Source organism: Jeotgalibacillus soli (assembly GCF_000829435.1).
Taxonomy (GTDB): Bacteria; Bacillota; Bacilli; order Bacillales; family Jeotgalibacillaceae; genus Jeotgalibacillus; species Jeotgalibacillus soli.
Genome location: NZ_JXRP01000019.1, coordinates 301866 through 328862, shown reverse-complemented (window position 1 = coordinate 328862; position 26997 = coordinate 301866). Strand labels below are relative to the sequence as shown.

The window sequence follows — 26997 nt, the reverse complement described above, 5'->3', positions numbered from 1 at the left end:
TTTTTTTGCACAACCTGCAAACTTTTTGAAACTTTCTTGAGATTCCTGCGTACATACTAATAAGAGTATTTAAGTTCAAGAAGGGGGGATTTATTTGATTCGTAAAGGTACACTATTCTTTCTAATGTTTGCTATCGTGTTTTCCTTTGCCTCGATTTTTCAACCCGTAAAAGCAGCAGAAGAAGTTGTTTATATAGTGCCCCTGGAAAAAGAAGTGGAAAGAGGCTTAGCCGCATTTTTAGAACGATCGATAGAGGAAGCTGAAGAGGCGGATGCTGATGCGATTATTTTCGATATCAATACGCCGGGCGGTGCGGTCACTGCAGCAACTGAAATATCAGAAATTTTCAATAAAACAGAGTTAGAAACGATTGCTTTTGTGAATCCTGATGCAATCTCTGCAGGTGCATATATTGCCCTCAATGCAGATGAGATCTACATGACTCAATCTGGAAAAATGGGCGCGGCCTCTATCATTGATTCCGCTGGAAATGAAGCAGATAATAAAGCTCAAAGCTACTGGCTGTCTGCTATGGAAACAGCTGCTGAATCCAGTAATCGGGATCCCAAAATTGCTATGGCAATGGCGGATGAAACGATAGACTTGTCAGAGTATGACCTTCCTCAAAGACAGCTGTTGACCTTAACCGCAACGAAGGCGTATGAAGTGGGGTATTCTGAAGGAACAGTAGCGAACCTTGACGCATTGTTGGATCAGCTAGGTTATACAGATGCTGAAGTTCGTACAATCGAGCCGACCTTCCTTGAAAACTTGGCTCGTTTTATTACACATCCAGTCGTTGTGCCTATTCTACTTTCTATTGCGGGATTAGGACTTGTGGTTGAACTGTACTCACCTGGATTTGGCGTACCTGGAATAATGGGAATATCGTCGTTGCTTCTATTTTTCTATGGTCACCTCGTTGCTGGCTTAGCAGGGTTTGAGGTTGTATTCCTTTTCTTAATTGGAGTAGCGCTGATCATTGCAGAGTTCTATATCCCAGGTGGCATTGTTGGTATTATAGGTTTAATTGCAGTACTGGCAAGTATTTTGCTCGCGGGCAGCAGTATCGTGTTTATGGGCATTGCCCTTTCTATTGCACTGCTCGTAGCAGTAATTGGGATGGTGATCATGGTGAAATTCCTGGGTAAAAATCTGCATCTTTTAAAAAAGTTCATTCTGAGTGATTCAACTAGCACCGAGAGTGGGTATGTTTCCAACGTTAACCGACTTGAGCTTATTGGGAAAATCGGTGTGACCAGAACACCTCTTCGTCCTTCCGGAACAATTGTTATTGATGATGAACCAATCGATGCAGTCACAGAAGGCGGCTATATTGATAGGCAAAAAAATGTTAAGGTAGTAAAAGTAGAAGGTTCTCGAATTGTTGTTCGAGAAGTTGACTAATTAAAAGGAGTGAGTGATTAAAATGACAGTTGAAGCAATCATGTTAGTAGTAATTATCGCAGTAGCAATTATTCTATTAAGCGTGTTGTTTACCTTTGTTCCTGTTGCATTATGGATTTCTGCATTAGCAGCAGGTGTTAAGGTAAGTATTTTCACCTTAATCGGAATGAGACTAAGAAGGGTTATTCCGAACCGCGTCATTAACCCAATGATTAAAGCATCAAAAGCAGGTATTAATGTGTCTATTAATCAGCTTGAAAGTCACTATCTTGCTGGTGGTAACGTTGACCGTGTAATAAACGCACTAATTGCGGCTCAGCGTGCAAATATTGAGCTTAGCTTTGAGCGTTGTGCTGCGATTGACCTGGCTGGTCGTGACGTACTGCAGGCCGTTCAAATGAGTGTTAATCCAAAAGTAATCGAGACACCCTTTATCGCGGGTGTTGCTATGAATGGGATTGAAGTGAAGGCAAAAGCACGTATTACAGTGCGCGCTAATATCGAACGTCTTGTCGGTGGTGCTGGTGAAGAGACCATTGTAGCCCGTGTCGGTGAGGGGATTATCAGCACAATCGGTTCAAGTTTAGACCATAAAAAAGTACTTGAAAATCCAGATATGATCTCTCAAACCGTATTAGGAAAAGGGTTAGACTCTGGTACAGCATTTGAAATTCTATCCATTGATATTGCTGATGTTGACATCGGTAAAAATATCGGTGCCGAGCTTCAAAAAGAACAAGCTGAAGCTGATAAGAATATTGCTCAAGCAAAAGCGGAAGAGCGTCGTGCAATGGCCGTAGCACAAGAGCAAGAAATGAAGGCCCGCGTAGAAGAAATGAGAGCAAAAGTAGTGGAAGCAGAAGCAGAAGTACCTCTAGCGATGTCAGAAGCTCTTCGCGAAGGAAACATTGGTGTTATGGACTACATGAATTATAAAAATATCGATGCCGATACAGGTATGAGAGATTCAATTGGCCAAATGTCGTCCGGTGGAAAAAAAGAAGATTTAAAGAATAAGAAAGAGCAGTGATGATCCGGAAGGGAGGATCACTAAATGGAAGCGATAATCTTTATGGTCATAGCAGCCATCGTTGGTTTGATCAATAATCAAAAGAAAAAGCAGGTAGAAGAGTCACAACCAAAGCCCGTTCCTTCAGCACAGAAGCAAACTGAGCAAAGGCCTGCTCGCGAACGCACAAGAAATTTCGGACAACAGCTGGATCGTTCAGCGAGTGAATTGGAGAAAGAGTATGAAAAACAGCGATCAGATATAGAAAATTCAAAACCGAAGAAAGTTCCTGTTGATGAACCGTCTTCAATGTTTCTATCCCGTGAAGAAAATCGCCTTAAAGAAGAACTTGAAAATCGTAAACAAGCGGCAATGGTTGTTAAAAAATTAAATATTGAAAATTTATCCATTAAAGATGGTTTAAATCAGCAAAATTTAGTGAACGGGATTATTTTATCAGAAATCCTGGGCCCTCCTCGTGCAAAGAAATCCTATGCGCAGAGAATGCGTCGTTAAAAAAGTTATGAACCCCCAATCCTTCTCATATAGTTGAGAGGAGAGGGGGTTCTTTTTGTATGTCTGATTGGCTGATGAAAGCAAAGCAAAGGGTCGGAAAATCTTTGCATCTGCCTGATGATCTATTGTTTGATTTGCCTAGGATGACATGGATTGGTTCCTTCCTCTTACATATTGAAAATCATAAAGGCTTGCTTCGAGTGGAAGTGGATCATATATGGATTGAAGTTCACGGAGGCCGAATCGAGGTGGAGGGAACTTCTATGACCATACTATCCATGGTAGCAGGTGAAATGACGATCAAAGGTGAGATTGATCTAGTCCGCTATAGACGTCAGCAAGGTGGAGAGCCTAAATGAAGAGAATACTGCCAGGAACCGTTTTAGTTACCGTCAAAGGAGACGCTCATGCAATCGTGATTCGACGATTACACGAGGCTGGTGTACCGCTGCGACAAATTAAAGTTATCCAGGCAAATAAAATAGAATTTTTGGTTACCATTCAATCTTTGTCTGCAGTTCGAAAGGCGGCTTATCGGTCTGGATGTCGAATCGATCTTAAACAGTCTGGTGGTCTGGTTTTTTTTGCGAAAAAAATGTTTACTATTCGATCGTTTTTATTATGGATGCTTATTGCAGTCGGCATTGTTATTGTCCTTTCTCAGTTTCTATGGTCCATAGAATTGGCGGGAGCAACCCCGGAAATACAACAGGAGGTGAAAGAGGCATTAAAAGAACAGGGTATTCGGTCTGGTCGCTTGCAGCGGTCTTTACCTAAAGAAAATGATGTTGCTTCTGCCTTATATAAGCATGTAGACAAGCTTTCCTGGATGGGGATGGAATGGAAAGGAACAACGTTAATCATTCGATTAAAAGAAAAGCAAGGCATGTTATTTGAAGAGAATAATCAGCCTTCTCATATTGTAGCTGCCAAAACTGGTACGATTCAATCGATGTTAATTGAAGCAGGGCAGCCAATTGAAAAAGTGAATAGTGTGGTGAAAAAAGGTCAAATTATTGTTTCCGGTCTGGTAGGAAGAGAAGAAGATCAGAAAGCAGTTGCTTCCAAAGGAGTTGTATTAGCGGAGACATGGTATGAAGTTAATGTTGCAATGCCCTTAACTTTGACCAGAGAAGAATTAACTGGTGAAGAGACTACAAGAATGTACCTGCATTTTCAAGATTGGAGATCTCCTCCTTTGCACATAAAGCCTGTACCATATAAGCGATCAATTGAAGAGGTAACAGAACATGATTTTAAATTATTTGGAAAAGAGCTTCCTTTTAGACGTTCTAACGTTCATTATTTAGAAGTTGAACGGAAAAAAGAGTCGATTGATCGAAAACAAGCCATAAACATCGCTTTGAAGGTAGCAAGAAAAGAGGTGCTTTCATTGATTGGAGGAATAGGTCATATTCAAAATGAAAAAATTTTGCATGAACAAATTGAGAATGGTAAAGTTAAGTTAACAATCTATTTTCAAACGATTGAGGATATTGCAGAAGTAAAACCTTTTACCGAGGAGACACGCGAATGACAGATGAAAGAATGAACATTGATTTACCATTAGAGGATCCAAATGAGGCTGTGGCTCTTTTTGGGACGGCAGATGCTCACTTAAAAACCATAGAGAACGAACTTCAGGTGTCCATTATTTCGAGAGGAGAGACGATTCGCATTACGGGTGCTAAAGAACAGATCGAGCTGGCCGAGCAGGTTTTAACTCAACTGTTAAAGGTAATTCGTAAGGGTGTGCAAATAAGCCAGAGAGATGTTATGTATGCGGTCCAACTAGCTCAAAGAGGTACCATTGAATATTTTGATGAGATGTATGATGAAGAAATCACAAAAAGTGCAAATGGGAAGCCAATTCGTGCGAAAACCATGGGCCAGCGTCAATATGTTACGTCCATTCGAAAGCATGATCTTGTATTTGGAATTGGACCTGCTGGGACAGGTAAAACATATTTAGCTGTTGTAATGGCCGTTCACGGATTAAAAAGCAACAAGGTGAAGCGAATAATTTTAACTAGGCCAGCTGTTGAAGCCGGAGAAAGCCTAGGCTTTCTGCCCGGTGACTTAAAAGAAAAGGTCGATCCTTATTTGCGGCCTTTATATGATGCGCTAAATGATGTTCTAGGTGCAGAGCATACACAGCGCCTCATCGAAAGAGGAACCATTGAAATCGCGCCGCTGGCTTATATGCGTGGACGAACACTTGACGACGCGTTTGTCATATTGGATGAAGCTCAGAATACTACTCGTGCACAGATGAAGATGTTTCTAACAAGACTTGGATTTGGTTCAAAGATGGTGATTACTGGAGATCAAAGTCAAGTGGATCTGCCAAAAGGTGTAGAATCAGGTCTGATAGCCGCTCAGTATATTCTAAAGGATGTCAAAGGCATAGCATTCAATTATTTAGAACAAACGGACGTTGTACGACATCCTCTTGTTGGACGAATAATTGGAGCCTATGAGGAAAAAGAATCAAAATAAAGAAATAGTAGTAGACAAAATCTGTTCATTTTCTTTCAGGAGATGGGCAGATTTTTCATTTTTCAATGTAGTTTATCTGCTATACTAACCGTATACGTTGAAAGATTACTGACAAAAGTAATGTAGGTATTTATGATAATAAATTCTATAATTTTACATTATTGGCTTGATTTCTACTTAAAGGGAGCTTCCTCGGGCTATCGCTCACTTTATCTATTGGAGCGTGATTTGAAATGGAGTATTGGATTCGGCGAATACGAACACTGCTTAGTTATCGTTTATTTACGTTGCTGCTTTTGGGAATTGTAGCTGCCTTAACTTTCTTATTGTTATTTAGTAATGTGCGGGTTGAAACCTATAACATCCGTTTGTTTTCTGTGTCCGAAGAAACGATTCGATCTCCCAAGACGATTATAGATGAACAGAGGACTGAAATTGAACAGCAACGTGCAGCAGCAGAAGTGGCAGACATTTATGTTTTCCGGCCAGAAATTGTGGATAATAGAACATCACTTATTGGGTCAATCTTTGACTTTGCTACAGAGTTTAACATAGATTTACAACAGGAGGACAATCGAGCCGCATCGGATCAAGTCACGGATGACATGCTTGAAGACTTAAAGGATGCCTTATCAGCTGATGTGTCTGAGAACGTTACGACAGCAATTGATGATCATGTATTTGAAGTATTATTAGCTACACCTGATTCAGAGCTTGAAAACATCAAGAATATCGTGTTGAATCAAATAGATTTAACAATGGATAGTCCGATTAAAGCGGACGAAATTACAGCAAGTAGAAACCAAATAGAAAATCAACTGCTGAGCTTCTCCATAGAAGAAAATCTTAGACAGGCGGTAACTGCACTCGGTCAATTTGCCATTGTCGAAACAAATATATTTGATGAAGAACAGACTGAGGCAATAAGAGAACAAGCGAGAGGAGCAGTCGATCCGGTTCAAATCCTTGAGGGGCAAGTAATTGTTCAAGAAGGCTATTTAATTGACCGCGATATCTATCGCCAGCTTGAAGCACTCGGTCTAACAATGAATAATGAAACGATTACCCCATTGCTTGGTGTTTTGTTATTTTCTTTTATTGTTGTTGCTGTACTTTATTTTCATTTTTCATCATGGAATATTGAAGAGGAAAAAAAGCAAAACTACTTAACGCTTGTTAGTATGATCTTTCTGTTAACACTTAGTTTAATGAAGGTAACAGAGCTTGTGAGAGAATTAGATTTGATGGAAATAGGATATATATTTCCTGTAGCCATTGCCAGCATGCTTATTCGAAGTATGATAAATACAAGACTGGCACTTGTTGTCACGATTTTGCTGGCAGCTAGCGGCAGCATTGTTTTTAATGACAGTCTTACAGGCTCGATTAATGTTGAAATTGCTCTTTATTTCTTATTTAGTGGACTGGCGGGAATTTTATTTCTATCACATGCGACAAGGAGAACGCATTTTTTAAGAGCAGGGTTATTTGTAGGAGCTGCTAATGTACTGATCTTATTTTCGATGTTATTAATGGAAAACGTACAATATACAATTATGGACTTTCTTTATTATTTCTTATTTGCAAGTGTTGCTGGCTTAATGGCATCTATTTTAACGATCGGCTTGCTGCCTTTATTTGAAGCTGGATTTGGGATATTATCAATGATGAAGTTAGTTGAACTTTCGAATCCGAATCATCCGTTATTAAAAAGAATTTTGACGGAAGCCCCAGGTACATATCACCATAGTGTCATGGTTGCCAATTTGGCAGAATCAGCTTGTGAAGCAATTGGGGCAAATGGCTTGCTTGCTCGAGTTGGCTGCTATTATCATGATATTGGTAAAACGAAACGACCGCATTATTTTATTGAAAACCAAATGAATAGTCAAAACCCTCATGATCGTCTCAGTCCTGAAGCATCAAGAGATATTATAATCTCACATTCCCTTGAGGGGGCTGAAATGCTTCGCAAGTATAAATTGCCTAAGGAATTTGTCGATATTGCAGAACAGCACCACGGTACCACGCTTTTAAAGTTTTTTTATTATAAAGCAAAAAACGATGGGGAAGATGTGTATGAGGAGGATTACCGATATCCAGGACCTAAGCCTCAAACGAAAGAAACAGCTGTTATTTCAGTAGCCGATAGTGTTGAAGCGGCAGTTCGTTCAATGAAAGATCCTACATCGGAAAAAATTAAAGAGTTAGTACATTCTATTGTGCAGGATCGATTAAAAGACGGACAATTCAATGAATGCGACATAACCTTAAAAGAAATCGAAACCATCAAACGGGTATTCTGCGAGACATTAAATGGGATTTTCCATTCAAGAATTGAGTATCCAGAATTTAAAAAAGAACAAGAAAGGAAGGCGCAAGCATGACGATACAGATTGATTTTCTAGACGAAACGAATGAACTGGAGGATATGGATACTGAACTTGTTCAAGCTTTATTAAATTTTGCTGCTAATAAAGAAGGTATTCCTGCAGACAGCGAATGCTCCGTGACATTTGTGACGAGCGAACGCATCAAAGAAATAAATCGCGAATACCGCCAAAAAGATCAGCCTACAGATGTTATATCATTTGCTATGGAGGAAGAAGGAGAGGGAGAAGTGAGGATTGTTGGTGGGGAAGACATTCCGCGTATGCTGGGGGATATCATTATCTCTGTTGAGGTAGCAAGAAAACAAGCAACAGAATATGATCATTCTTTTTCTAGAGAGCTTGGATTTTTAGCACTTCATGGATTTCTTCATCTGCTGGGTTATGACCATATAGACAAAAAGGATGAAGAGAAAATGTTTGGTCGTCAAACAGCACTGCTGGAGGAATTCGGCCTAACGAGGTCATAATACATGGACTATGAAAGATTGGTTGCTTCATTCAAATATGCTTGGCAAGGGATTGTTGATGTATGGCAGAATGAACAAAATTTTCGTATACATGCCTGCGTTGCATTGACTATGGTAGTACTGGGCTTTGTGTTCTCTCTTAATGCGATTGAATGGCTTTTTGTTATATTGGCTATTACAGGTGTATTATCAACGGAGCTTATGAACACGGCCGTAGAGCGAAGCGTTGATCTTATTACACGTGAGCAGCATCCTTTAGCTAAACGGGCTAAGGATGCTTCAGCAGCAGCTGTATTAATTTATGCTTGTATGGCGTTTATTGTAGGTATTGTCATTTTTGTTCCAAAAATAATCAAATGGTGCCTTGTTTTTTTCTAATTCAGCTACATTAGGGCTAAACTTGTGACGATGCATTTCTTTTCGGATAAAATGTAGTACAATAAATGATACGTTGAGTAGCTTTTTTCCGAATCAAGAAAAAAGCGATCATTGGTTGTAACTGGCTGGGCGTGAAAATCCCCAGAGAGTTATTGACTGACCTGAAGGAGAGCTGCAGTAATGAACAAAAAAACGTTAATGGAAGAAGCTAAAGCAGCGCGTGAAAAAGCGTATGTACCTTACTCCAAATTTAAAGTAGGGGCTGCCCTGCTAACAAAAGACGGTCGGATTTATCATGGCTGTAATATTGAAAATGCTGCGTATAGCATGTGTAATTGTGCAGAGCGTACAGCGTTATTTAAAGCGGTGTCAGAGGGAGATCGCCACTTTGAGGCTATTGCTGTTGTGGCAGATACTAAGCGGCCTGTACCGCCTTGCGGAGCCTGCAGACAGGTTATTTCAGAACTATGTAATCAAGATATGAAAGTATACTTAACAAACTTGCACGGGGATGTCCAGGAGCTGACAGTTGCTGAGTTATTACCTGGAGCTTTTTCACCGGAGGATTTACATGACGAATCAGACAAAGTATAAATCAGGATTTATATCTATTATCGGAAGACCAAATGTTGGTAAATCAACATTTCTGAATCGAGTAATCGGGCAGAAGATCGCGATAATGAGCGATAAGCCACAGACAACCCGTAATAAAATTCAAGGGGTATTAACATTACCCGAAAGTCAAATGATTTTTATTGATACTCCAGGCATCCATAAGCCAAAGCATAAGCTTGGTGACTTTATGATAAAAATGGCAACGAATACGTTTCGTGAAGTTGATTTAATTCTATTCATGGTTAACGTGGACGAGGGGTTAGGTCGAGGTGATCAATATATTATGGAGCTGCTCCAAGGGATTAAAACACCTGTATTCCTGGTGTTGAATAAAATTGATAAAATTCATCCAGACGAGCTCCTGCCGATGATCGATAATTACCGCAAGCGTCAGGAATTTACAGAAATTGTTCCTATATCGGCGTTAGAGGGAAACAACGTGGAGACGCTGCTTGATCAAATTCAAGCCAATCTTCCTGAGGGACCTCAGTATTACCCGGCGGATCAAATTACGGATCACCCGGAACGATTTATCATTTCTGAGCTTATTCGTGAGAAGGCTCTTCATCTTACAAGAGAAGAAATTCCTCACTCTATAGCTGTTGCTATTGAAAAAATAAGTAAAGAAGAAGGAAAAGAACTGATCAATGTCATGGCTTCTGTTATTGTTGAGAGAGATTCCCAAAAAGGCATAATTATTGGGAAACGAGGAGCCATGCTAAAAGAAATTGGTCAGCGAGCACGGGAAGATATTGAGCATTTGCTAGGTTCAAAAGTATATCTCGAATTATGGGTAAAGGTTCAAAAAGACTGGCGAAACAAAGCTTCCAGCCTTCGAGACTTCGGCTTCAAAGAGGACGACTATTAAGAGTTAAATGCAGTAGCAGGGCGATGGTTGCTGTCGGAAGGAATGGTAAATGTTACGTGCCATGATTGAGTCTGTCGGGTGGAACAATAAAGTACATCAGGTCGTAAAGTTAATTCATGGATAAAACATGAAAGGACGTGAGACGTATGCTTGATTTTACCTGGAAAGTATTTAGTAAGACTGGGAATATTGATACGTATCTTCTACTGAAAGAGATAGAAGAGCAGGACGAAATCCGGTCAGACATGCTTATAACAGAAGAAGAATGGCAGTCACAAACCTTCCCGCAACATTAATTAGCTTGGTTTGCCGCTCTACTTAAGCGGGGAGGATTGTCAAATGCTCCAGAAATGTGAAGGTATCGTGATTCGAACAAATGATTATGGTGAATCAAATAAAGTAGTCACCATTTATACAAGAGAGCTTGGCAAAATAGCCGTCATGGCAAGGGGAGCTAAAAAAGCGAATAGCAGATTATCTGCTGTGTCTCAGCTTTTTACATATGCTCATTTTTTATTCCAAAAAGGTTCAGGAATGGGAACGCTCCAGCAGGGAGATATGATCGCATCCTGGCGAATAATTAAAGAGGACTTGTTTAAAGCTGCTCATGCATCATATATGGCCGATCTATTGGATAAAGCAGTAGAGGATAATAAAATAAACCCTTTTTTATTCGAGCTTTTTTTACAGTGCTTATCCTTTATTAATGAAGGATATGACGAAGAAGTGATTTGTTTTATCTTTGAAATGAAGCTGCTCCCTGTATATGGTGTTCAACCTGTATTAGATCAATGCGCAAACTGTGGTGAAACGGAAGGGCAGTTTGGATTTTCAATTCGTGAAAATGGTCTATTATGTCACCGTTGTGCTCACATTGATGATTTTAGGCTTCGTGTATCAGAACAAACGATTCGATTGCTGAGGCTATTTTATGTTTTCGATTTGTCTAGGCTGGGAACCATTTCAGTCCAGGATAAAACGAAACAAGAGCTGCGGCAGGTTATTCGAACATACTATGACGAATATGTAGGTGTATATGTTAAGTCCAGATATTTTCTTGAACAGCTTGACCGTATGAAGGAGTTATTACAAGAAAAGAAAGTGGAAGATGATATACGTGATGAAAAAGGAAGCTAGCCATAATGGTTAGCTTCCTCTCCTTTTGATTAAAATTGAATTTCTTTTGTTAAGAAGGCTTTTACTTCAGAGATTGGCATTCTCACCTGCTCCATTGAATCACGATGACGAACGGTTACTTGTTTGTCCTCTAATGAATCAAAGTCAAAGGTAATACAGAATGGAGTTCCAATTTCGTCTTGGCGACGGTAACGCTTCCCGATGGACTGAGACTCATCAAAGTCAACCATAAAGTCTGCAGCCAGCTCCTGGTGCACTTTAGCGGCTTCTTCACTAAGCTTTTTAGACAGAGGAAGTATAGCTGCTTTAAACGGTGCAATGGCAGGATGGAAACGCAAAACTGTACGGCTTTCGTTTTCAAGCTCCTCCTGCTCAAAAGCATTACATAAGAATGCAAGTGTTACACGGTCTGCACCCAGTGATGGTTCGATGCAATAAGGGACAAAACGCTCATTTGTTTGAGGGTCAATGTAGGTGAAATCCTCACCTGAATGCTCCATATGCCGTTTCAAATCAAAATCAGTACGATCTGCAATCCCCCAAAGCTCACCCCAGCCAAATGGGAAGCGATATTCAATATCGGTAGTTGCATTGCTGTAGTGAGATAGCTCATCTTCATCATGGTCTCGCAAGCGCATGCTGTCTTCTTGCATTCCCAGGTTTAGCAGCCAGTTTTTACAAAATTCACGCCAGTAGCTGTGCCATTCAAGATCTTCACCTGGCTTACAGAAAAATTCTATCTCCATTTGTTCAAATTCTCTTGTACGGAAGGTAAAATTCCCTGGTGTTATTTCATTTCTAAAGCTTTTTCCGATTTGACCAATTCCAAATGGAACTTTCTTTCTCATGGTACGCTGTACATTTTTAAAGTTAACAAAGATTCCTTGTGCTGTTTCCGGACGAAGAAAGATCTCGTTCGTCGATGCCTCGGTAACGCCTTGGAATGTTTTAAACATCAAATTAAATTGACGGATTTCCGTAAAGTCTTTGCTTCCGCAGTTTGGACAAGAGATATCATGTTCAATGATTAGCTCTTGCATTCTTGAGAATGGAAGACCGTCAACAATCAATTCCTGACCTTTGGCTTCAATGGCTGATTCAATTAATTTATCAGCACGATGTCTTGATTTACAGTGTTTACAATCAAGCATTGGGTCATTGAAGTTACCAACGTGACCAGATGCTTCCCATGTTTTTGGATTCATTAAAATCGCGGCGTCAAGACCGACATTGTATGGTGATTCTTGAATGAACTTTTTCCACCATGCTTTTTTAATATTGTTTTTAAGCTCGACCCCTAGCGGACCGTAATCCCATGTGTTTGCAAGTCCACCATAAATTTCAGAACCTGGAAACACAAATCCTCTATGCTTTGCTAATTGTACAATTTCTTCCATTGATGACATATACAGCTCTCCTTTTAGTTCATTTTACATAAAAAAGCTCCGTCCCTAGGCTTATTATAAGCCTAGGGACGGAGCATCATGTCCGCGGTTCCACCCTAGTTGATGCGCTGGGCGCATCCACTTTCATCATTGCATTGCTCAGGAACGCCATTTCCTTGCTTGCTAGGCTTTCACTATCCCTAGTCGCTTTATTTTGTGCAAGTACTCATTTTCCTTCATTGCGCATCATATAGTTAAAGCTGATATGAATTATCCTACCACGAAGTTTATGAAATCTCAACATGCTCTTTTTTATAATCCGGATGAACAAAATATTTGATCATTTAATTGATACACGTTACATTGTAAAAGCAGGTTTTCGAACGAAAAAGACTTACATATAGGCGAATACTTTCTTTTAGTATATAATATTGAAAAACAGTATGACATTTTTCATTGCTGCTAGGTGGTGATTCCGATCGAATTAAATAAAAGGCAACAAGAGATTTTACAAATTGTAAAGGGAAATGGACCGATTACTGGTGAGCAAATAGCAGAGCGGCTTAATTTAACAAGAGCAACCTTAAGGCCAGATTTGGCTATTTTAACAATGGCTGGTTTTTTAGATGCAAGACCTCGTGTAGGCTATTTTTATACTGGGAAATCCGGTTCGCAGTTATTGACTGAAAACTTAAAAAAATTATATGTAAAAGATTATCAATCGTTGCCTGTTGTAGTACACGAAAACTTTTCTGTATACGATGCAATTTGTCACATGTTCTTAGAAGATGTGGGGACCATGTTTGTGGTAGACCAAAAATCATTATTAGTTGGTGTTGTGTCGAGGAAGGATTTACTTCGTGCCAGTATTGGGCAGCAGGATTTAACAAGTCTTCCTATAAACGTAATTATGACTCGGATGCCAAATGTGACGGTGTGCGGGGGAGACGATCTGCTTGTGCATGTAGCTTCAAAACTGATTGATAAACAAATTGATTCGCTTCCGGTCGTAAGAGAGGTTGAGGGTGGATTTGAGGTATTTGGAAGAATTACAAAAACAAATATTACAAAGGCCTTTGTCAGTTTATCAAAGGATGAGATGTAGTAAGTCATAGGGGTGGCGCCAAAAATGAAAGAAATTTTATTATATGTTGTATCAGATTCAGTTGGAGAGACAGCAGAGCTTGTAACCAAGGCGTGTGTAAGTCAATTCAGACAGCACCGCAACTCAGTTACGATCAAACGTTTTCCATATATGGAGGACCCATCAAATATTGATGAGGTTATTGCACTTGCAAAGGAAGACAACGCGATTATTGTTTATACACTTGTAAAGCCTGATATGCGTGCATATATTGAGAAGCAGGTAGCCATGCATCGTATTATCGCCCATGATGTAATTGGTCCGATACTTTCTTCCCTGCAAGCAGCTACTGGTGAAGAACCAATCAATGAACCAGGAATGGTTCATAAACTAGATGAAGATTATTTTAAAAAAATTGAAGCCATCGAATTTGCCGTGAAATACGATGATGGAAGAGATCCGAGAGGCATTTTGAAGGCAGATATTGTGCTTATTGGTGTTTCAAGGACGTCTAAAACACCATTGTCCCAATATTTAGCTCATAAAAGGCTTAAAGTAGCAAACGTGCCGCTTGTACCGGAAATTGATCCACCAAGTGAATTGTTCAAAGTTAATCCGGCTAAATGCTACGGCTTGAAAATTAGCCCTGATAAGCTAAATAATATTCGAAAAGAGCGTTTGATGGCACTTGGACTTAGTGATGGAGCAGCATATGCGCAAATGGACCGCATTCAAGAAGAACTTACTCATTTTGAAGAAGTCGTAAAAAAAATTAACTGCCAGGTGATTGATGTAACAAATAAAGCAGTTGAAGAAACAGCCAATCTTATTCTAAATGATGTTTATGGAAAATAATGAAAACTCTGGGGCAGCTCTTAAAGCAGCGTGCATCGATCAAATGTCCCTGAGTTTTTTGTTTTGGGGAAATTGAAACATAATGATGGCGAAATTGCGCACTCTATACTATAATAAAAAATTGTGATAAAAGACATTTTAAATGATTCCTTTCTGTAAATAGGAGGAGTTCTGCGATTTGTGTAGAATAAATATGGTCATGGATAGACAAAGTGAAAATGTAATGCTTTTTATTGATGCTGATGCTTGTCCTAAGGAAATAAGAGAGGTGATCGAAAGGCTTGCAGCTGCCTACAACATCCATTGCCAATTTGTTGCATCGTATCAGCATTTCAGTTTGAATGCTGATAAACGATATTGGACCTTTATTGACGATGGAAGAGAAGCGGTGGACTTATTTATTTTAAACAATGTACAAAAAGGAGATCTTGTGATCACCCAGGACATTGGACTTGCTTCTTTAGCATTGTCAAAGGGTGTTTATGCCTTTTCTACAAGGGGAACAGAATACAGAGAAGAAAATATTGATACCAGCTTGTCCTTTCGTTATTTGTATCAGGTAGAACGAAAAAAAGGCAGGTATGGAGGCGGCCCTAAAAAAATCACCTCTCAAGATATTGAACGATTTTCCGTCAACTTAAATAAATTTTTAATAAGACATGCAGGAAATGAATGATTTTTGGCGAATTTTATAGTATCACAATAGATGGTGGTGTTTTCGTGAATGAACGAATTCCAGAGGAGACGGTTGAAGAGATTCGTCGAAAAACAGACATTGTCGACATTATCAGCGATTTTGTCCAGTTGAAGAAACAGGGGCGAAATTACTTCGGCTTATGCCCTTTTCATGGCGAGAATTCACCTTCTTTTTCCGTCTCACCTGATAAACAAATTTTTCATTGCTTTGGTTGTGGCGCTGGTGGAAATGTATACACCTTTTTAATGGATCATGATGGTGTTACATTCCAGGAAGCTGTTTTACAGCTGGGGTCACGAACAGGCATCTCAGTTAACGTTGAACCGGACAAAAACAATCGCAGTGAGCAGCAGGAAGACATTTCTTACAAAAATCATCTTGAAGCTCATGATCTGCTTGCAAAGTTTTATCATCATCTATTATTGAATACATCTGAAGGTCAAGAAGCACTGGAATATATGTATTCAAGAGGGTTTAATGAAGAGCAGCTAAAAACGTTTAAGGTTGGCTGGGCTCTTCCTAGCTGGGATTTCACTGCACAGTTTCTGAAAAATAAAGGTTTTGATTTGCCATCTATGGAGCAAGCGGGACTTGTTATTAAACGTGATGATGGTTCATATTTTGACCGTTTCAGGGGACGTGTTATGTTCCCTATTGAAAACGATCGTGGGCAAGTCGTGGCCTTTTCAGGCAGAATCATTCAACCGACATCAGATGAACCCAAATATTTAAATAGCCCGGAAACGCCATTATTTCAAAAAAATAAGCTGCTGTTTAACTATCATCGTGCTCGAGGCTCGATAAGACGTGAACAGTCCGTTGTATTGTATGAAGGCTTTGCAGACGTTATATCATCAAACGAGTATGTAGGCCATGGAATTGCGACAATGGGAACCTCCATTTCTGACCAGCATATTCAAATGATTAAACGATTAACAAATCAGGTAATTCTTTGCTATGACGGTGATCAGGCGGGTGTTGAAGCATCGTATCGAGCGTCAAAAGAGATAACGGCTAAAGGACTTGCCGTGAAAGTAGCCGTTCTGCCGGGTAAGCTCGATCCCGATGATTACATTCAAAAACATGGTGGAAAAGCATTTCGCCAAGAGGTGATTGACTCGAGTGTTTCGCTGATGGCCTTTAAAATGCGCTATCACCGCTTCGGTAAAAATCTGCAAACGGAAGATGGCAGAATTAACTATATTTCTGCTGCCTTAAAAGAAATAGCCTTTTTATCAGGTGCTGTTGAGAAAGAATTATATCTTAAACAGTTATCCGATGAATTTGATATTTCACTTGAATCTCTTCAAGCACAATTAAATGATATTGCTCCCCGCTTCACAAAGACAAATTCGGATCTGAGAAAGCCGGCTGTCCAGACAGCAGCAATCCCTCAACGCAGATCCATGTTAATGCCAGCGTATCAAACTGCTGAAAGAAGACTCCTTGCTCATATGATGGTCAATGAAGACACAGCTTATACCGTTCAAGCGCTTTTAAATGGAGCGATTTTAAATAAAGATGAGCATCAGGCCATATTAACATATCTTCTTGCATTTTATGAGTCAGGACATCAAGCAGATCCAGGAGCATTCGTACAAATTTTGCCTGATCGGCATCTTCGAGCGTTTGCTACCGAGGTAAGTATGATGGAGATAAATCCGGAAGTTGGAAAAGAAGAACTGAATGATTATGTATTAGAAGTGTTAAAATATCAAAAGATGTTGAAAATAAAGGAAAAAGAATCCGAAGAAAAAGAAGCTGAGCGTCGTAAAGATTATCGAAGAGCTGCGGAGATCGGTATGGAGATTATTAAGCTTCGTAAAGCTTTAAAGCGATAAAGATGTATAAGGAAGCTGGAAGGAGGGGAACATATGGCTGAAAAGTCAACGCGTTCCAAACAATCAGAAACTGAAGTCGTAACGGTGGATATCGTCAAAGCACAGTTACTTGAAGCAGGCAAAAAAAATGGTGAAATTACCTATGAGGATCTTGCAGAAAAGCTAGCTAGCTTTGAATTAGATAGTGACCAAATGGATGAATTTTATGAACAGCTTGGTGAACAAGGTGTAGAGATTGTTAAAGAAAGTGATGAGGGTGCAGATAGCGATCCTAGCGTGACCGAGCTTGGAAAAGAAGAGGCAGAATTTGACCTAAATGATTTAAGTGTTCCTCCTGGTGTAAAAATTAATGACCCGGTTCGGATGTACTTAAAAGAAATCGGTCGAGTTGACCTTTTATCCGCTCAAGAAGAAATATCACTTGCGACTCGGATCGAAGAAGGCGATGAAGAAGCGAAACGCCGTTTGGCAGAAGCCAATCTTCGTCTCGTAGTCAGTATTGCAAAGCGATATGTTGGTCGCGGAATGCTCTTCTTAGATCTTATTCAAGAAGGAAATATGGGATTAATTAAAGCCGTTGAAAAGTTTGACTACCGTAAAGGCTTTAAATTCAGTACGTATGCTACCTGGTGGATCCGTCAAGCTATTACACGAGCAATTGCGGATCAAGCCAGAACCATTCGAATTCCTGTTCATATGGTTGAAACAATCAACAAATTAATTCGTGTTCAACGTCAACTCCTTCAAGACTTGGGAAGAGAGCCTTCTCCTGAAGAAATTTCTGAAGAAATGGATCTCACACCAGAAAAAGTACGTGAAATCCTAAAAATTGCCCAAGAGCCAGTTTCTCTTGAAACCCCAATCGGCGAAGAAGACGATTCTCATTTAGGTGATTTTATCGAGGATTCTGAAGCTCAATCACCATCCGAGCATGCAGCATATGAACTTCTCAAAGAGCAGCTAGAGGACGTTTTAGACACTTTAACTGATCGTGAAGAGAATGTTCTTAGACTGCGCTTTGGACTCGATGATGGGCGTACACGTACGCTTGAAGAAGTAGGGAAAGTATTTGGTGTTACACGCGAAAGAATTCGACAAATTGAAGCAAAAGCATTGCGCAAGCTGCGCCATCCAAGCAGAAGCAAAAGACTAAAAGATTTTTTAGAATAGGATGATTAAAAGCCAATTCTCTTTGTGAAAAAGGGAATTGGTTTTTCTTATTTAAAATTTTACAAAAACAAGCAGGATTCTTCAAAAAAAGACCGAATTTATTCTTATGGGTAAATAACTATTTTTATATAATATGGTTTTGTATAGATGAGTCCAGCAATCTGCAGCATAATAATTAACTGGTGAAGCCAGGGTCAAATGGATGTGACTACATGAATGATCAGCGAAAAAAAATAATTGTGAATGAAATTCTCTATTGGAAAGCAAATAAAGTACTTCCTGAGCATTATTGCGACTACTTAATCGCTCTTTATAATCAAGGAGAAGAGGCGCCCGATGTAAAGAGAAAGAACAAAAAAACGTCATCTGTTTTAGGTGAAAAAGCTTCTATTTATTTAAAGCCAGCTTCGCTTCTAATTTTATTATCAATTGCATCTTTCGTTGTTCTTTATTTTACTGAATTGTCAATTACTTTGCAAACGGCAATTCTGTCGTTTTTTGTCATATTATTTATCGTTTTTGGATTAAAGACAGACAAGAAGCAATTAATTGCTCCATTGTTTTATTCTGCAGCAGCTTTTTTACTACTTTTACAAACTATTCACCTTTGGGAATATTATTCACCGGGGGATATACAGGTATTATATCTTTTGATAGGATCTCAATGCTTGGCATGGTTTGTATTGGGTATTATTTTTCGAATGCATTACTTCACAGTTTCAGGTTTTTTGGGGACAATTATTTTACTTGTTACTTGGTTTTTATAAAAGACTAGCTATTTTTCTACTCTTAAAATAAAGGATGGCGAAATGGATATTTCTGCTAAGTTATTTAGAGATAAGTTGTGAGTATTCATGCTTTTCTTTATAATAGAAATGTAAGCGTATACAATTAAGGGGGATTGAGATGAACTTTGATTTAACTCAAGAACAAAAAATGATCCAGCAAACAGCTCGAGAATTTTCTCAAGATGTAGTGGCCCCGGGTGTTCTCAAACGAGATCGTACAAAAACGTTTCCTTTGAATGAGTTTCGACAGCTTTCTGAATTAGGAATGATGGGGCTCCCTTTTCCTGAAGAGTACGGGGGGGCAGGTGCTGATACAATTAGCTTTGCAATTGTTGTAGAGGAATTAAGCCGTGCATGCGGTTCTGCAGGTATAACCTATTCTGCACATATATCATTGGGTGGAGCACCAATTAATATGTTTGGTACTAAGCAGCAAAAAGAAACCTATCTGCCGAAAATCTGTTCAGGAGAGTCTTTTGGAGCATTCGGGCTGACAGAACCAAATGCAGGCTCTGATGCGGGCGGAACAGAAACAACAGCAAAAATGGATGAAAATGATTTTATTATAAATGGAAATAAGAGCTTCATTACAAATGCAAGCTATGCAAAATTTTTAGCATTAACTGCTGTTACTGGCCGTAAAGAGGGAATTAAAGAAATCAGTGCGATTATTGTACCTACTGATGCTGAGGGGTTTAAAGTAATCGATAACTACGAAAAGATGGGCCTGCATTCATCTAATACAACAGAGCTTGTGCTGGTTGATGTGAAGGTGCCAGCGAGCAACCTGCTAGGAAAGCGAGGAGACGGCTTTAAACAGTTTTTAATTACGCTTGATGGCGGACGCATTGGAATCGGAGCAATGGCTGTAGGCATTGCTCAAGGGGCATATGAGAAAGCACTCTCCTATTCAAAAGAGCGTAAGCAGTTTGGAAGATCGCTTTCTACGTTCCAAGCCACTCAGTTTAAGCTGGCTGATATGGCCATGAAAATCGAACTTGCACGAACGATGGTATTTAAGGCTGCTTGGCTTAAAGACAAGGGACGTCCATTTACAAAAGAAGCCTCAATGTGTAAGCTCTATGCTTCTAAAATATGTATGGAAGTATGTGATGAAGCCATTCAAATCCATGGGGGATATGGGTATATGAAAGAGTATCATGTCGAGCGATACCTGCGTGATGCAAAATTGCTGGAAATTGGCGAAGGTACTTCAGAAATTCAGCGTCTCGTCATTGCAAGACAAATTGGTTGTATGTAAAGAACGCATACATTGGTTGATCTTTCCTTCCAAAAAAATGAATTCCAGGGACGCTTTGTGTCTAAAATGCGACAAAAAGGGAAAACTTAAGTATTAAGTCTTTCCGATTGTTCGAAAGTAAAGTAAAATATGAAGTGTTCAATACTGCATTCATAAGGATGTTTGCTACATAGTTTTTTGTAAAGGGAGGGTTAACAGTGAATAAAAATCCAATCATTCCGTTCGTACTAATTATGATCCTTGGATTTGGTGTTGTTTTCTTCATGTCGATTCAAGGACTGAATGATTCAGAAGAAGTGGCCCATGAAGAGGAAGGGACTGAAGAAGGTGCAACTTCTGAGGAATTCGATCCAGAAGCTTTCGCACAACAAACTTGTATTGGCTGCCATGGTAACGCATTCGAAGGCGGAGGTGCTGGCCCAGCGCTAACAGGGGTTGGCGAGCGCTTAAGCGTTGAAGAAATCAAAGACATTCTGCAAAACGGAAAAGGTAATATGCCTCCAGGTCTTGTTCCAGCGGATAACCTTGATGCAATGGCTGAGTGGGTATCTACGATCGAATAATTATTGAACGTACGTACAATACGAAGCGAGAAAACAAAAGGGCGACCATCAAAGTGGTTCGCCCTTTTCCTATGAATTGATGATGGAGGTAAAAATAGATGAATAGCAACCATTTATCAGATCGTTTGCACGCAGTAGCATCTTTTATACCAAAAGGAAGTACGATGGCTGATATCGGATCTGATCATGCTTATTTGCCCTGCTTTGTCGTAAAGCAAGGAATCGTACAGAAAGCAATTGCAGGTGAAGTGGTGGAAGGCCCTTTCCTGTCAGCGAAAAAGCAGGTAGAAGAGGATCAATTATCCGATTTTATTGATGTGAGAAAAGGAAATGGGCTAGCTGTAATGGAGCCTGGGGAAGTCGATGTCATAACGATCGCGGGTATGGGTGGTCCTTTAATAGCACAAATTTTAGAGGATGGAAAAAATAAATTACCAGGGGTCAAACGTTTAATCCTCCAACCCAATATTAATGCGATTTCAATTCGTGACTGGCTTGTTCCTAACGAATGGAAAGTCATCGACGAGCAAATTTTGATGGAAGATGGTAAAATCTACGAAATCATTGTGGCAGAACCTGCAGACCAGCCGATCACTCCATATTCTCCTGCTGAGCGTTTACTAGGTCCTGTGCTGCTGAATAATAGATCAAATGTGTTTAAAGAGAAGTGGCAGCAGGAATATCAGCAATGGGAACGAATTTTAAACGAACTGCAAGAGGCAGGTAATATAGAGCGGATAAAAGAAAAAAAGAAAGAATTAGAAGAGAAGATGACGATAGTGAAGGAGGCGCTAAAATGGAAAAACAGGTAAATGGCCATCAAATCATTCAGCTATTTGAACAATTTTCACCAAAGAAACTAGCAATGGAGCATGACCCGATTGGCTTGCAAATTGGCCGTCTAAATCAACCCGTCAATCGAGTGCTTGTTGCACTTGATGTGACCGAGGCTGTAGTAGATGAAGCCATCTCACAGAACGCTCAGCTAATTATCGCTCACCACCCAATCATTTATCGTCCGCTAAAGTATATTCATACAGATGAGCCAGCCGGAAAAATCATAGCAAAGCTCATTTTACATGATATTGCCGTGTATGTAGCTCATACGAATCTTGATATTACGGAAGGTGGGGTCAATGACTGGCTTGCAGATGCCCTTCAGCTAACCAATACCACAGTCCTTGTTCCTACGACGGAAGATCATCTTAAAAAGCTGGTTGTCTTTGTTCCAAAAACTCATGCTGAGCAAGTACGTCAAGCGATGACAGAAGCAGGAGCAGGATATATTGGTGATTACTCACATTGTACCTTCACGTCTCTTGGAGAAGGTCGTTTTAAGCCAGAAGAAGGGACTGCACCATTTATTGGAGCGCATCATCAGCTTGAGGTAGTAGAAGAGGCTCGAATTGAGACTGTTGTCACGTCTTCGATAGAATCAAGTGTGATTAAGGCCATGATTAAAGCTCACCCTTATGAAGAAGTGGCGTATGATGTGTATCCAGAAGATCGTAAAGGAAAAGAGCTTGGGCTTGGTCGTGTTGGTGTACTAGCGGATTCGATGACACTGGAGGAATTTTGTGAGCATGTGAAAAAATCTCTGGATGTGCCTAAAGTACGGTTTGTAGGAAATTTAAAAGACCGTATAAAAAAAGTGGCAATACTCGGAGGGACTGGCAATAAATACACCAAAGCAGCAAAATTCAGTGGTGCTGACGTTTATGTGACAGGTGATGTGGATTATCATATTGCACACGATGCGATCATGATGGGTCTAAGGATTGTAGATCCTGGCCACAATATTGAAAAGGTAATGAAAAAAGGAACAGCAGTTGAGATGGCAAAGCGCTGCCTCGATAAAGGGTTTAATGTTGAGTTTATCCCGTCAAGTATTCATACTGATCCTTTCTCATTTCAATAAAAGAAGCCAGCTGGTGGGCTGGCTTCTTTTATGTCCTATTTTAAGACTGTTTACTGTAAGGAAGAATCGTTATTGGTTTTGTCGGCGTTTTGACGCGCGGAAGTATCTTGGATAACGGAACTTTCTTTTCATTTAGCCAGGTTGACTCGTCTTCTGGATCAAACTGAGTAATATACTGTATGACTTCTTTAACAATTGGAGTAGGTGTAGATGCTCCTGCAGTAACGGCAACGATTTTAGCTTCAGTTAACCATTCAGACTTGACTTCAGATACATCTGCTACACGATGTGCAGGTGTACTGGCAATTTCTTCAGAAACTTGTGCAAGACGATTTGAGTTGTTACTCATTGGATCTCCAACAACAATTAAAACATCTGCGGCTCCTGCTTGCTCTGTAACAGCTTCTTGACGCACCTGAGTTGCCAAACAAATTTCTTTATGTTCTTCGGCATGTGGATATTTATTCTGCACCTTTTTGACAATTTCAGCGACATCCCATTGGCTCATGGTTGTTTGGTTTGTCACAATAATTTTGTCATTTTTGATGGAGAGAGCGTCTACATCTGCTTGTGATTCTACTAAATGTACAATGTGCGGTGCAACACCAACGGCTCCTTCTGGTTCAGGGTGCCCTTTTTTTCCGATATAGATAACATCATAGCCTTGCGCTTCCTTTTCACGAATAAGGTCATGCGTTCGAGTGACATCAGGACAAGTAGCATCAATGGACACTAGTCCTTTTTTTCTCGCAAGCTCTCGTACTTCTGGCGAAACTCCATGCGCTGTAAAAATAACCGTCCCTTCGGTTACCTGTTCTAAAATATGAAGGCGATTTTCTCCATCAAGTGTGATGATCCCTTCTTCTTCGAATGCATCTGTTACGTGCTTATTGTGAACAATCATTCCCAAGATATAAATAGGACGAGGGAGAGATTTATCGAGCGCCGCATTTCGTGCGATCACCATAGCATCGACAACACCATAGCAATAGCCTCTCGGGTTAATTTTAATAACATCCATGATTAAATCCTCCTAGATAAAGGTCGGTCATGTACAAAGTCATGTATAGAATCATTATAAAGGAGAATCACTATGGTCACAAACAATATAAGCTATTTTCTACACATACAGTTTCGGTGTAGAAGATTTTTCTTGTAGTTTTCTTTGCGTATTGGGAGCAGCTTCTTTTTTATGGTCAATTTTTGAAGGTGATTCGCTTAACTTAACTTCTTCTTTCTTATCACTGGATTCATCATCTGATTTCATGCTCCTGTAAAGCTTCCACATGGCAGGGAAATTCCGAATAAGAGGACCATATTGCTGAACCATTGGTAGAGCCTGCTGTGCTGTTTGAATCATTTGTTGGGTATTGCCAACCCATTTCTGAATGTTTTGTGGCGAAAAGGCACTTGTAATACCACGGGTTAACCCTCCGACATTTCTGATACCACCGGTTTGACCCTGCAGTAATGAGGGAATCCCTCCAGCATTCCTGACACCGCTGTTTTGACCCTGAAGTAAGGGGGGAATCCCTCTCGAAGCAGATTGAACATTCCTAGGAAGGAAAGAAGGCTGATTTCTCCCTGCTTGCCCTAATCCTCTCGGAAAGGACAGGGGGCTAGGCCCCTGCCTCATGCCCATAAAGGCGGGAGAATTATTATATGTCGGCATGTTAAATCCATACTGGGGAATGGAGTTTCTTCTATTCATTGCAATCACCTCATTTTACTTCATTTATTAAGTTAGTATATGCATTTTGAAAAAAAGCGGGAGCAAGTTAAGGGTATAGATTGAAGAAAACTAAAACGTCACTGGTGTTTTAGCGGTATAATGATTATAATAGTCATTTGGACGAGTCCAAGATTTGATCGATCGAGGATAAAGAAAAGGAGTGATCGACATATGTCTTCAGCATTTAAACAATACGAGTTTAAAGCTTTTATACAAGAAGCCATTGAGGCGTTAGGATTTCATGAGCCAACACCTATACAGCAAAAAATAATTCCCATGATCAAAAAGGGACAAAGCGCGATTGGTCAATCGCAAACAGGTACAGGAAAAACACATTCATATTTATTGCCATTACTTGACGGATTAGATATGGAAAAACAACAGGTACAAGTTGTGATCACTGCACCGACAAGAGAGCTGGCGAAACAGATTCATCACGAGGTTGCACGTATTCTAGAGCATACGGACCAAGCATTGACATCAAAATGCTTTGTAGGCGGAACAGATAAACAACGCACCATCGACAAGTTAAAATCACAGCCACAGGTTGTTGTTGGAACACCAGGAAGAATCAATGACCTTGTTAAAGAACAAGCGCTGTTTGTCCATACAGCGAAAGCAATTGTAATTGATGAAGCAGACTTAATGCTGGAAATGGGCTTTATTGAAGATGTTGACCAGATTGCAGCAAGGATGCAAGAAGGGCTTCAAATATTAGTCTTCTCTGCTACCATTCCTGAAAAGCTTAAACCGTTTTTGAAGAAATATATGGAGAATCCTCAATATGCACATATCGAGCCTAAGCAGGTACAGGCTGAAAACATTGAATTTATTCTTGTGCCGAAAAAAAGCCGTAGCAAGGTAGAGGTGCTCTATGATGTCTTAACTGCTTTTAATCCGTTCTTAGCAATTGTGTTTACGAATACAAAAGCTAAGGCTGATGAAGTAGCAGATGCTCTTTTATCAAAGGGAATGAAAGTAGGTCGTGTTCACGGAGGCCTAGCTGCGCGTGAACGTGCAAAAATGATGAAGCAAGTTCGCGAGCTTGATTACCAATACATTGTAGCAACGGATCTAGCTGCAAGAGGAATTGATATTCCCGGTGTAAGTCATATTATTAACTATGAAATTCCAACTGACCTTGATTTCTTTATTCACAGAGTAGGGAGAACAGCGCGTGCAGGCCATTCTGGTGTAGCGGTTACGATTTATGAACCGACAGATGAGGACGCGCTAAATCAGATCGAGAAAAAAGGGATTAGCTTTACTCACAAAGAAGTACGTAATGGAGAATGGACTGAGCTAACTGAACGCCATAAACGTAAAAATCGTCGTCCGGGAGAAAATGAAATGGATGTAAAAGCAAAATCCCTTGTGCGTAAGCCCAAAAAAGTGAAACCTGGTTATAAAAAGAAGATGAAATGGGAAATGGATAAAATTAAAAAAAGAGAGCGTCGAATTAACAGAAGAAATAATTCATAATTGAAAGACGTTTATAGTATGACGAGGAGTGACAATATGTTGAAAATCGGTTCTCACGTATCAATGAGTGGTAAGAAAATGCTATTGGCAGCTAGTGAAGAAGCAGTCTCGTATGGATCCACTACATTTATGATTTATACTGGTGCACCACAGAATACCAGGAGAAAGCCAATCGAGGATTTAAACATTGAAGCAGGTCTTGCTCATATGAAGGAGCATGGAATTTCGGATATTGTCGTACATGCTCCCTACATTATTAACATTGGCAATTCAACAAAACCGGAAACCTTTGAGCTGGGAGTTCAATTCCTTCGATCGGAAACAGAACGCACTGCAGCGCTTGGTGCCAGACAAATCGTACTTCATCCGGGTGCTCATGTAGGAGCGGGTGTCGATCAAGGCATTGATAAAATTATTGAAGGGCTAAATGAAGTAATAACGAAAGAACAAGAGGTCCAAATTGCACTTGAAACGATGGCAGGAAAAGGAACTGAAATTGGCAGAAGCTTTGATGAAATCGCAAGAATTATTAATGGTGTTAAATATAATGAGAAGCTGTCTGTTTGTTTCGACACATGCCACGTTCACGATGCCGGCTATGACATTGTAAACGATTTTGATGGTGTTCTAAAGGAGTTTGACTCCATTGTTGGATTAGACCGAATTAAAGTTGTTCATGTGAATGATAGTAAGAATGTTAAAGGGGCATCAAAAGATCGTCATGAAAACCTTGGATTTGGACATATCGGTTTTGAGGCATTGTCCTATATCGTGCATCATGATGCATTTAAAGATATTCCTAAAATACTGGAAACGCCTTATGTAGGAGAAGATAAAAATAATAAAAAACCTCCATATAAGCACGAGATCGCCATGCTTCGTGAAAAAGCCTTTAATGATGGTATGTTGGCCGAAATTGAACAAGCATAAA

General features: G+C 39.9%; 28 protein-coding genes. 25 read left to right on the top strand and 3 right to left on the bottom strand.

Translation table 11 applies throughout. From position 1 onward, the window contains the following. Positions 1-97: 97 nt before the first annotated feature. The 13 genes from KP78_RS15850 (at position 98) to recO (ending at position 11290) form a co-directional block, all read left to right on the top strand. Positions 98-1408 (top strand): NfeD family protein, encoded by a 1311-nt coding sequence (locus tag KP78_RS15850; RefSeq protein ID WP_422723717.1) that lies wholly within the window; start codon positions 98-100, stop codon positions 1406-1408. 22 nt (positions 1409-1430) lie between these two features. Then, on the top strand, positions 1431-2438 hold the full coding sequence (gene floA / locus KP78_RS15845; RefSeq protein ID WP_041090313.1) for a flotillin-like protein FloA: 1008 nt from the start codon (positions 1431-1433) through the stop codon (positions 2436-2438). Positions 2439-2462: 24 nt separating this feature from the next. After that, positions 2463-2933, top strand: a complete 471-nt coding sequence (locus KP78_RS15840) for a hypothetical protein (protein ID WP_041090312.1) — start codon at positions 2463-2465, stop codon at positions 2931-2933. A gap of 59 nt (positions 2934-2992) precedes the next feature. Beyond that, positions 2993-3292 carry a YabP/YqfC family sporulation protein gene (locus KP78_RS15835; protein ID WP_052474878.1) on the top strand — a complete coding sequence of 100 codons (300 nt, stop codon included), beginning with the start codon at positions 2993-2995 and terminating at the stop codon, positions 3290-3292. Next, positions 3289-4470, top strand: coding sequence for a sporulation protein YqfD (gene yqfD, locus KP78_RS15830; protein WP_041090311.1), 1182 nt, complete (start codon positions 3289-3291; stop codon positions 4468-4470). Before KP78_RS15835 ends, yqfD begins: the two co-directional genes overlap by 4 nt. Next, positions 4467-5432 (top strand): PhoH family protein, encoded by a 966-nt coding sequence (locus tag KP78_RS15825; RefSeq protein ID WP_041090310.1) that lies wholly within the window; start codon positions 4467-4469, stop codon positions 5430-5432. The genes yqfD and KP78_RS15825 overlap by 4 nt, the downstream gene beginning before the upstream one ends. A gap of 233 nt (positions 5433-5665) precedes the next feature. Further along, a complete protein-coding gene (locus tag KP78_RS15820) occupies positions 5666-7819 on the top strand; it encodes an HD family phosphohydrolase (protein WP_041090309.1) in 2154 nt (717 codons plus the stop codon). Further along, a complete protein-coding gene (gene ybeY, locus KP78_RS15815; RefSeq protein ID WP_041090308.1) occupies positions 7816-8292 on the top strand; it encodes an rRNA maturation RNase YbeY in 477 nt (158 codons plus the stop codon). Before KP78_RS15820 ends, ybeY begins: the two co-directional genes overlap by 4 nt. 3 nt (positions 8293-8295) lie before the next feature. After that, positions 8296-8670 carry a diacylglycerol kinase gene (locus tag KP78_RS15810; RefSeq protein ID WP_041090307.1) on the top strand — a complete coding sequence of 125 codons (375 nt, stop codon included), beginning with the start codon at positions 8296-8298 and terminating at the stop codon, positions 8668-8670. A gap of 180 nt (positions 8671-8850) precedes the next feature. Further along, positions 8851-9264 carry a cytidine deaminase gene (locus KP78_RS15805; RefSeq protein WP_041090306.1) on the top strand — a complete coding sequence of 138 codons (414 nt, stop codon included), beginning with the start codon at positions 8851-8853 and terminating at the stop codon, positions 9262-9264. Then, the gene (gene era / locus KP78_RS15800) at positions 9242-10153 is read left to right on the top strand and encodes a GTPase Era (RefSeq protein ID WP_041090305.1); all 912 of its coding nucleotides are present in this window, start codon (positions 9242-9244) and stop codon (positions 10151-10153) included. Before KP78_RS15805 ends, era begins: the two co-directional genes overlap by 23 nt. A gap of 146 nt (positions 10154-10299) precedes the next feature. Continuing rightward, the gene (locus KP78_RS19420) at positions 10300-10449 is read left to right on the top strand and encodes a YqzL family protein (protein WP_084220111.1); all 150 of its coding nucleotides are present in this window, start codon (positions 10300-10302) and stop codon (positions 10447-10449) included. A gap of 43 nt (positions 10450-10492) precedes the next feature. After that, positions 10493-11290, top strand: a complete 798-nt coding sequence (recO, locus tag KP78_RS15795; RefSeq protein ID WP_052474877.1) for a DNA repair protein RecO — start codon at positions 10493-10495, stop codon at positions 11288-11290. A gap of 29 nt (positions 11291-11319) precedes the next feature. Here recO and KP78_RS15790 read toward each other — a convergent pair whose 3' ends face one another. Next, entirely contained in the window at positions 11320-12696 is a 1377-nt protein-coding gene (locus KP78_RS15790) for a glycine--tRNA ligase (RefSeq protein ID WP_041090304.1), read from the bottom strand. Between the two features lie 448 nt (positions 12697-13144). Between KP78_RS15790 and ccpN the strand changes: the two genes are divergently transcribed. The 10 genes from ccpN to KP78_RS15740 all read left to right on the top strand — a co-directional run bounded on the left by ccpN (position 13145) and on the right by KP78_RS15740 (position 22852). Then, a complete protein-coding gene (gene ccpN, locus KP78_RS15785) occupies positions 13145-13780 on the top strand; it encodes a transcriptional regulator CcpN (RefSeq protein ID WP_200889236.1) in 636 nt (211 codons plus the stop codon). 24 nt (positions 13781-13804) lie between these two features. Further along, a complete protein-coding gene (locus tag KP78_RS15780) occupies positions 13805-14614 on the top strand; it encodes a pyruvate, water dikinase regulatory protein (protein WP_041090302.1) in 810 nt (269 codons plus the stop codon). Between the two features lie 199 nt (positions 14615-14813). Next, positions 14814-15290 (top strand): YaiI/YqxD family protein, encoded by a 477-nt coding sequence (locus tag KP78_RS15775; protein ID WP_235420961.1) that lies wholly within the window; start codon positions 14814-14816, stop codon positions 15288-15290. 44 nt (positions 15291-15334) lie between these two features. Beyond that, complete coding sequence (gene dnaG, locus KP78_RS15770) at positions 15335-17152, top strand: DNA primase (protein ID WP_041090636.1); 1818 nt, start codon at positions 15335-15337, stop codon at positions 17150-17152. A 33-nt stretch (positions 17153-17185) separates the two neighbouring features. Next, a complete protein-coding gene (gene rpoD, locus KP78_RS15765) occupies positions 17186-18322 on the top strand; it encodes an RNA polymerase sigma factor RpoD (RefSeq protein ID WP_041090301.1) in 1137 nt (378 codons plus the stop codon). A gap of 212 nt (positions 18323-18534) precedes the next feature. Then, a complete protein-coding gene (locus tag KP78_RS15760) occupies positions 18535-19089 on the top strand; it encodes a hypothetical protein (RefSeq protein ID WP_041090300.1) in 555 nt (184 codons plus the stop codon). 139 nt (positions 19090-19228) lie between these two features. Then, positions 19229-20371 carry an acyl-CoA dehydrogenase family protein gene (locus KP78_RS15755; RefSeq protein ID WP_041090299.1) on the top strand — a complete coding sequence of 381 codons (1143 nt, stop codon included), beginning with the start codon at positions 19229-19231 and terminating at the stop codon, positions 20369-20371. 197 nt (positions 20372-20568) lie between these two features. Then, positions 20569-20934, top strand: a complete 366-nt coding sequence (gene cccA / locus KP78_RS15750; RefSeq protein ID WP_041090298.1) for a cytochrome c550 — start codon at positions 20569-20571, stop codon at positions 20932-20934. Between the two features lie 98 nt (positions 20935-21032). Beyond that, the gene (locus KP78_RS15745; RefSeq protein ID WP_041090297.1) at positions 21033-21746 is read left to right on the top strand and encodes a tRNA (adenine(22)-N(1))-methyltransferase; all 714 of its coding nucleotides are present in this window, start codon (positions 21033-21035) and stop codon (positions 21744-21746) included. Next, entirely contained in the window at positions 21731-22852 is a 1122-nt protein-coding gene (locus KP78_RS15740) for a Nif3-like dinuclear metal center hexameric protein (protein ID WP_041090296.1), read from the top strand. The genes KP78_RS15745 and KP78_RS15740 overlap by 16 nt, the downstream gene beginning before the upstream one ends. 40 nt (positions 22853-22892) lie before the next feature. On the opposite strand, the gene KP78_RS15735 is transcribed toward KP78_RS15740, so the two are convergent. Both KP78_RS15735 and vrrA read right to left on the bottom strand, forming a co-directional pair. Further along, complete coding sequence (locus KP78_RS15735; RefSeq protein ID WP_041090295.1) at positions 22893-23873, bottom strand: 4-hydroxy-3-methylbut-2-enyl diphosphate reductase; 981 nt, start codon at positions 23871-23873, stop codon at positions 22893-22895. Between the two features lie 99 nt (positions 23874-23972). Next, positions 23973-24563 carry a VrrA/YqfQ family protein gene (gene vrrA / locus KP78_RS18765; protein ID WP_052474875.1) on the bottom strand — a complete coding sequence of 197 codons (591 nt, stop codon included), beginning with the start codon at positions 24561-24563 and terminating at the stop codon, positions 23973-23975. 192 nt (positions 24564-24755) lie between these two features. On the opposite strand from vrrA, the gene KP78_RS15725 reads away from it, so the two are divergent. Both KP78_RS15725 and KP78_RS15720 read left to right on the top strand, forming a co-directional pair. Further along, positions 24756-26066 carry a DEAD/DEAH box helicase gene (locus KP78_RS15725; protein WP_041090294.1) on the top strand — a complete coding sequence of 437 codons (1311 nt, stop codon included), beginning with the start codon at positions 24756-24758 and terminating at the stop codon, positions 26064-26066. A 36-nt stretch (positions 26067-26102) separates the two neighbouring features. Then, the gene (locus KP78_RS15720; protein ID WP_041090293.1) at positions 26103-26996 is read left to right on the top strand and encodes a deoxyribonuclease IV; all 894 of its coding nucleotides are present in this window, start codon (positions 26103-26105) and stop codon (positions 26994-26996) included. Position 26997 lies beyond the last annotated feature (1 nt).

Bases quoted from the DNA above. Each gene is read 5' to 3' on its own strand.
- floA (WP_041090313.1), top strand. From the start codon at position 1,431: ATGACAGTTGAAGCAATCATGTTAGTAGTAATTATCGCAGTAGCAATT.
- KP78_RS15840 (WP_041090312.1), top strand. From the start codon at position 2,463: ATGGAAGCGATAATCTTTATGGTCATAGCAGCCATCGTTGGTTTGATC.
- KP78_RS15835 (WP_052474878.1), top strand. From the start codon at position 2,993: ATGTCTGATTGGCTGATGAAAGCAAAGCAAAGGGTCGGAAAATCTTTG.
- yqfD (WP_041090311.1), top strand. From the start codon at position 3,289: ATGAAGAGAATACTGCCAGGAACCGTTTTAGTTACCGTCAAAGGAGAC.
- KP78_RS15825 (WP_041090310.1), top strand. From the start codon at position 4,467: ATGACAGATGAAAGAATGAACATTGATTTACCATTAGAGGATCCAAAT.
- KP78_RS15820 (WP_041090309.1), top strand. From the start codon at position 5,666: ATGGAGTATTGGATTCGGCGAATACGAACACTGCTTAGTTATCGTTTA.
- ybeY (WP_041090308.1), top strand. From the start codon at position 7,816: ATGACGATACAGATTGATTTTCTAGACGAAACGAATGAACTGGAGGAT.
- KP78_RS15810 (WP_041090307.1), top strand. From the start codon at position 8,296: ATGGACTATGAAAGATTGGTTGCTTCATTCAAATATGCTTGGCAAGGG.
- KP78_RS15805 (WP_041090306.1), top strand. From the start codon at position 8,851: ATGAACAAAAAAACGTTAATGGAAGAAGCTAAAGCAGCGCGTGAAAAA.
- era (WP_041090305.1), top strand. From the start codon at position 9,242: ATGACGAATCAGACAAAGTATAAATCAGGATTTATATCTATTATCGGA.
- KP78_RS19420 (WP_084220111.1), top strand. From the start codon at position 10,300: ATGCTTGATTTTACCTGGAAAGTATTTAGTAAGACTGGGAATATTGAT.
- recO (WP_052474877.1), top strand. From the start codon at position 10,493: ATGCTCCAGAAATGTGAAGGTATCGTGATTCGAACAAATGATTATGGT.
- KP78_RS15790 (WP_041090304.1), bottom strand. From the start codon at position 12,696: ATGTCATCAATGGAAGAAATTGTACAATTAGCAAAGCATAGAGGATTT.
- KP78_RS15780 (WP_041090302.1), top strand. From the start codon at position 13,805: ATGAAAGAAATTTTATTATATGTTGTATCAGATTCAGTTGGAGAGACA.
- KP78_RS15775 (WP_235420961.1), top strand. From the start codon at position 14,814: ATGGATAGACAAAGTGAAAATGTAATGCTTTTTATTGATGCTGATGCT.
- rpoD (WP_041090301.1), top strand. From the start codon at position 17,186: ATGGCTGAAAAGTCAACGCGTTCCAAACAATCAGAAACTGAAGTCGTA.
- KP78_RS15760 (WP_041090300.1), top strand. From the start codon at position 18,535: ATGAATGATCAGCGAAAAAAAATAATTGTGAATGAAATTCTCTATTGG.
- KP78_RS15755 (WP_041090299.1), top strand. From the start codon at position 19,229: ATGAACTTTGATTTAACTCAAGAACAAAAAATGATCCAGCAAACAGCT.
- KP78_RS15745 (WP_041090297.1), top strand. From the start codon at position 21,033: ATGAATAGCAACCATTTATCAGATCGTTTGCACGCAGTAGCATCTTTT.
- KP78_RS15740 (WP_041090296.1), top strand. From the start codon at position 21,731: ATGGAAAAACAGGTAAATGGCCATCAAATCATTCAGCTATTTGAACAA.
- KP78_RS15735 (WP_041090295.1), bottom strand. From the start codon at position 23,873: ATGGATGTTATTAAAATTAACCCGAGAGGCTATTGCTATGGTGTTGTC.
- vrrA (WP_052474875.1), bottom strand. From the start codon at position 24,563: ATGAATAGAAGAAACTCCATTCCCCAGTATGGATTTAACATGCCGACA.
- KP78_RS15725 (WP_041090294.1), top strand. From the start codon at position 24,756: ATGTCTTCAGCATTTAAACAATACGAGTTTAAAGCTTTTATACAAGAA.
- KP78_RS15720 (WP_041090293.1), top strand. From the start codon at position 26,103: ATGTTGAAAATCGGTTCTCACGTATCAATGAGTGGTAAGAAAATGCTA.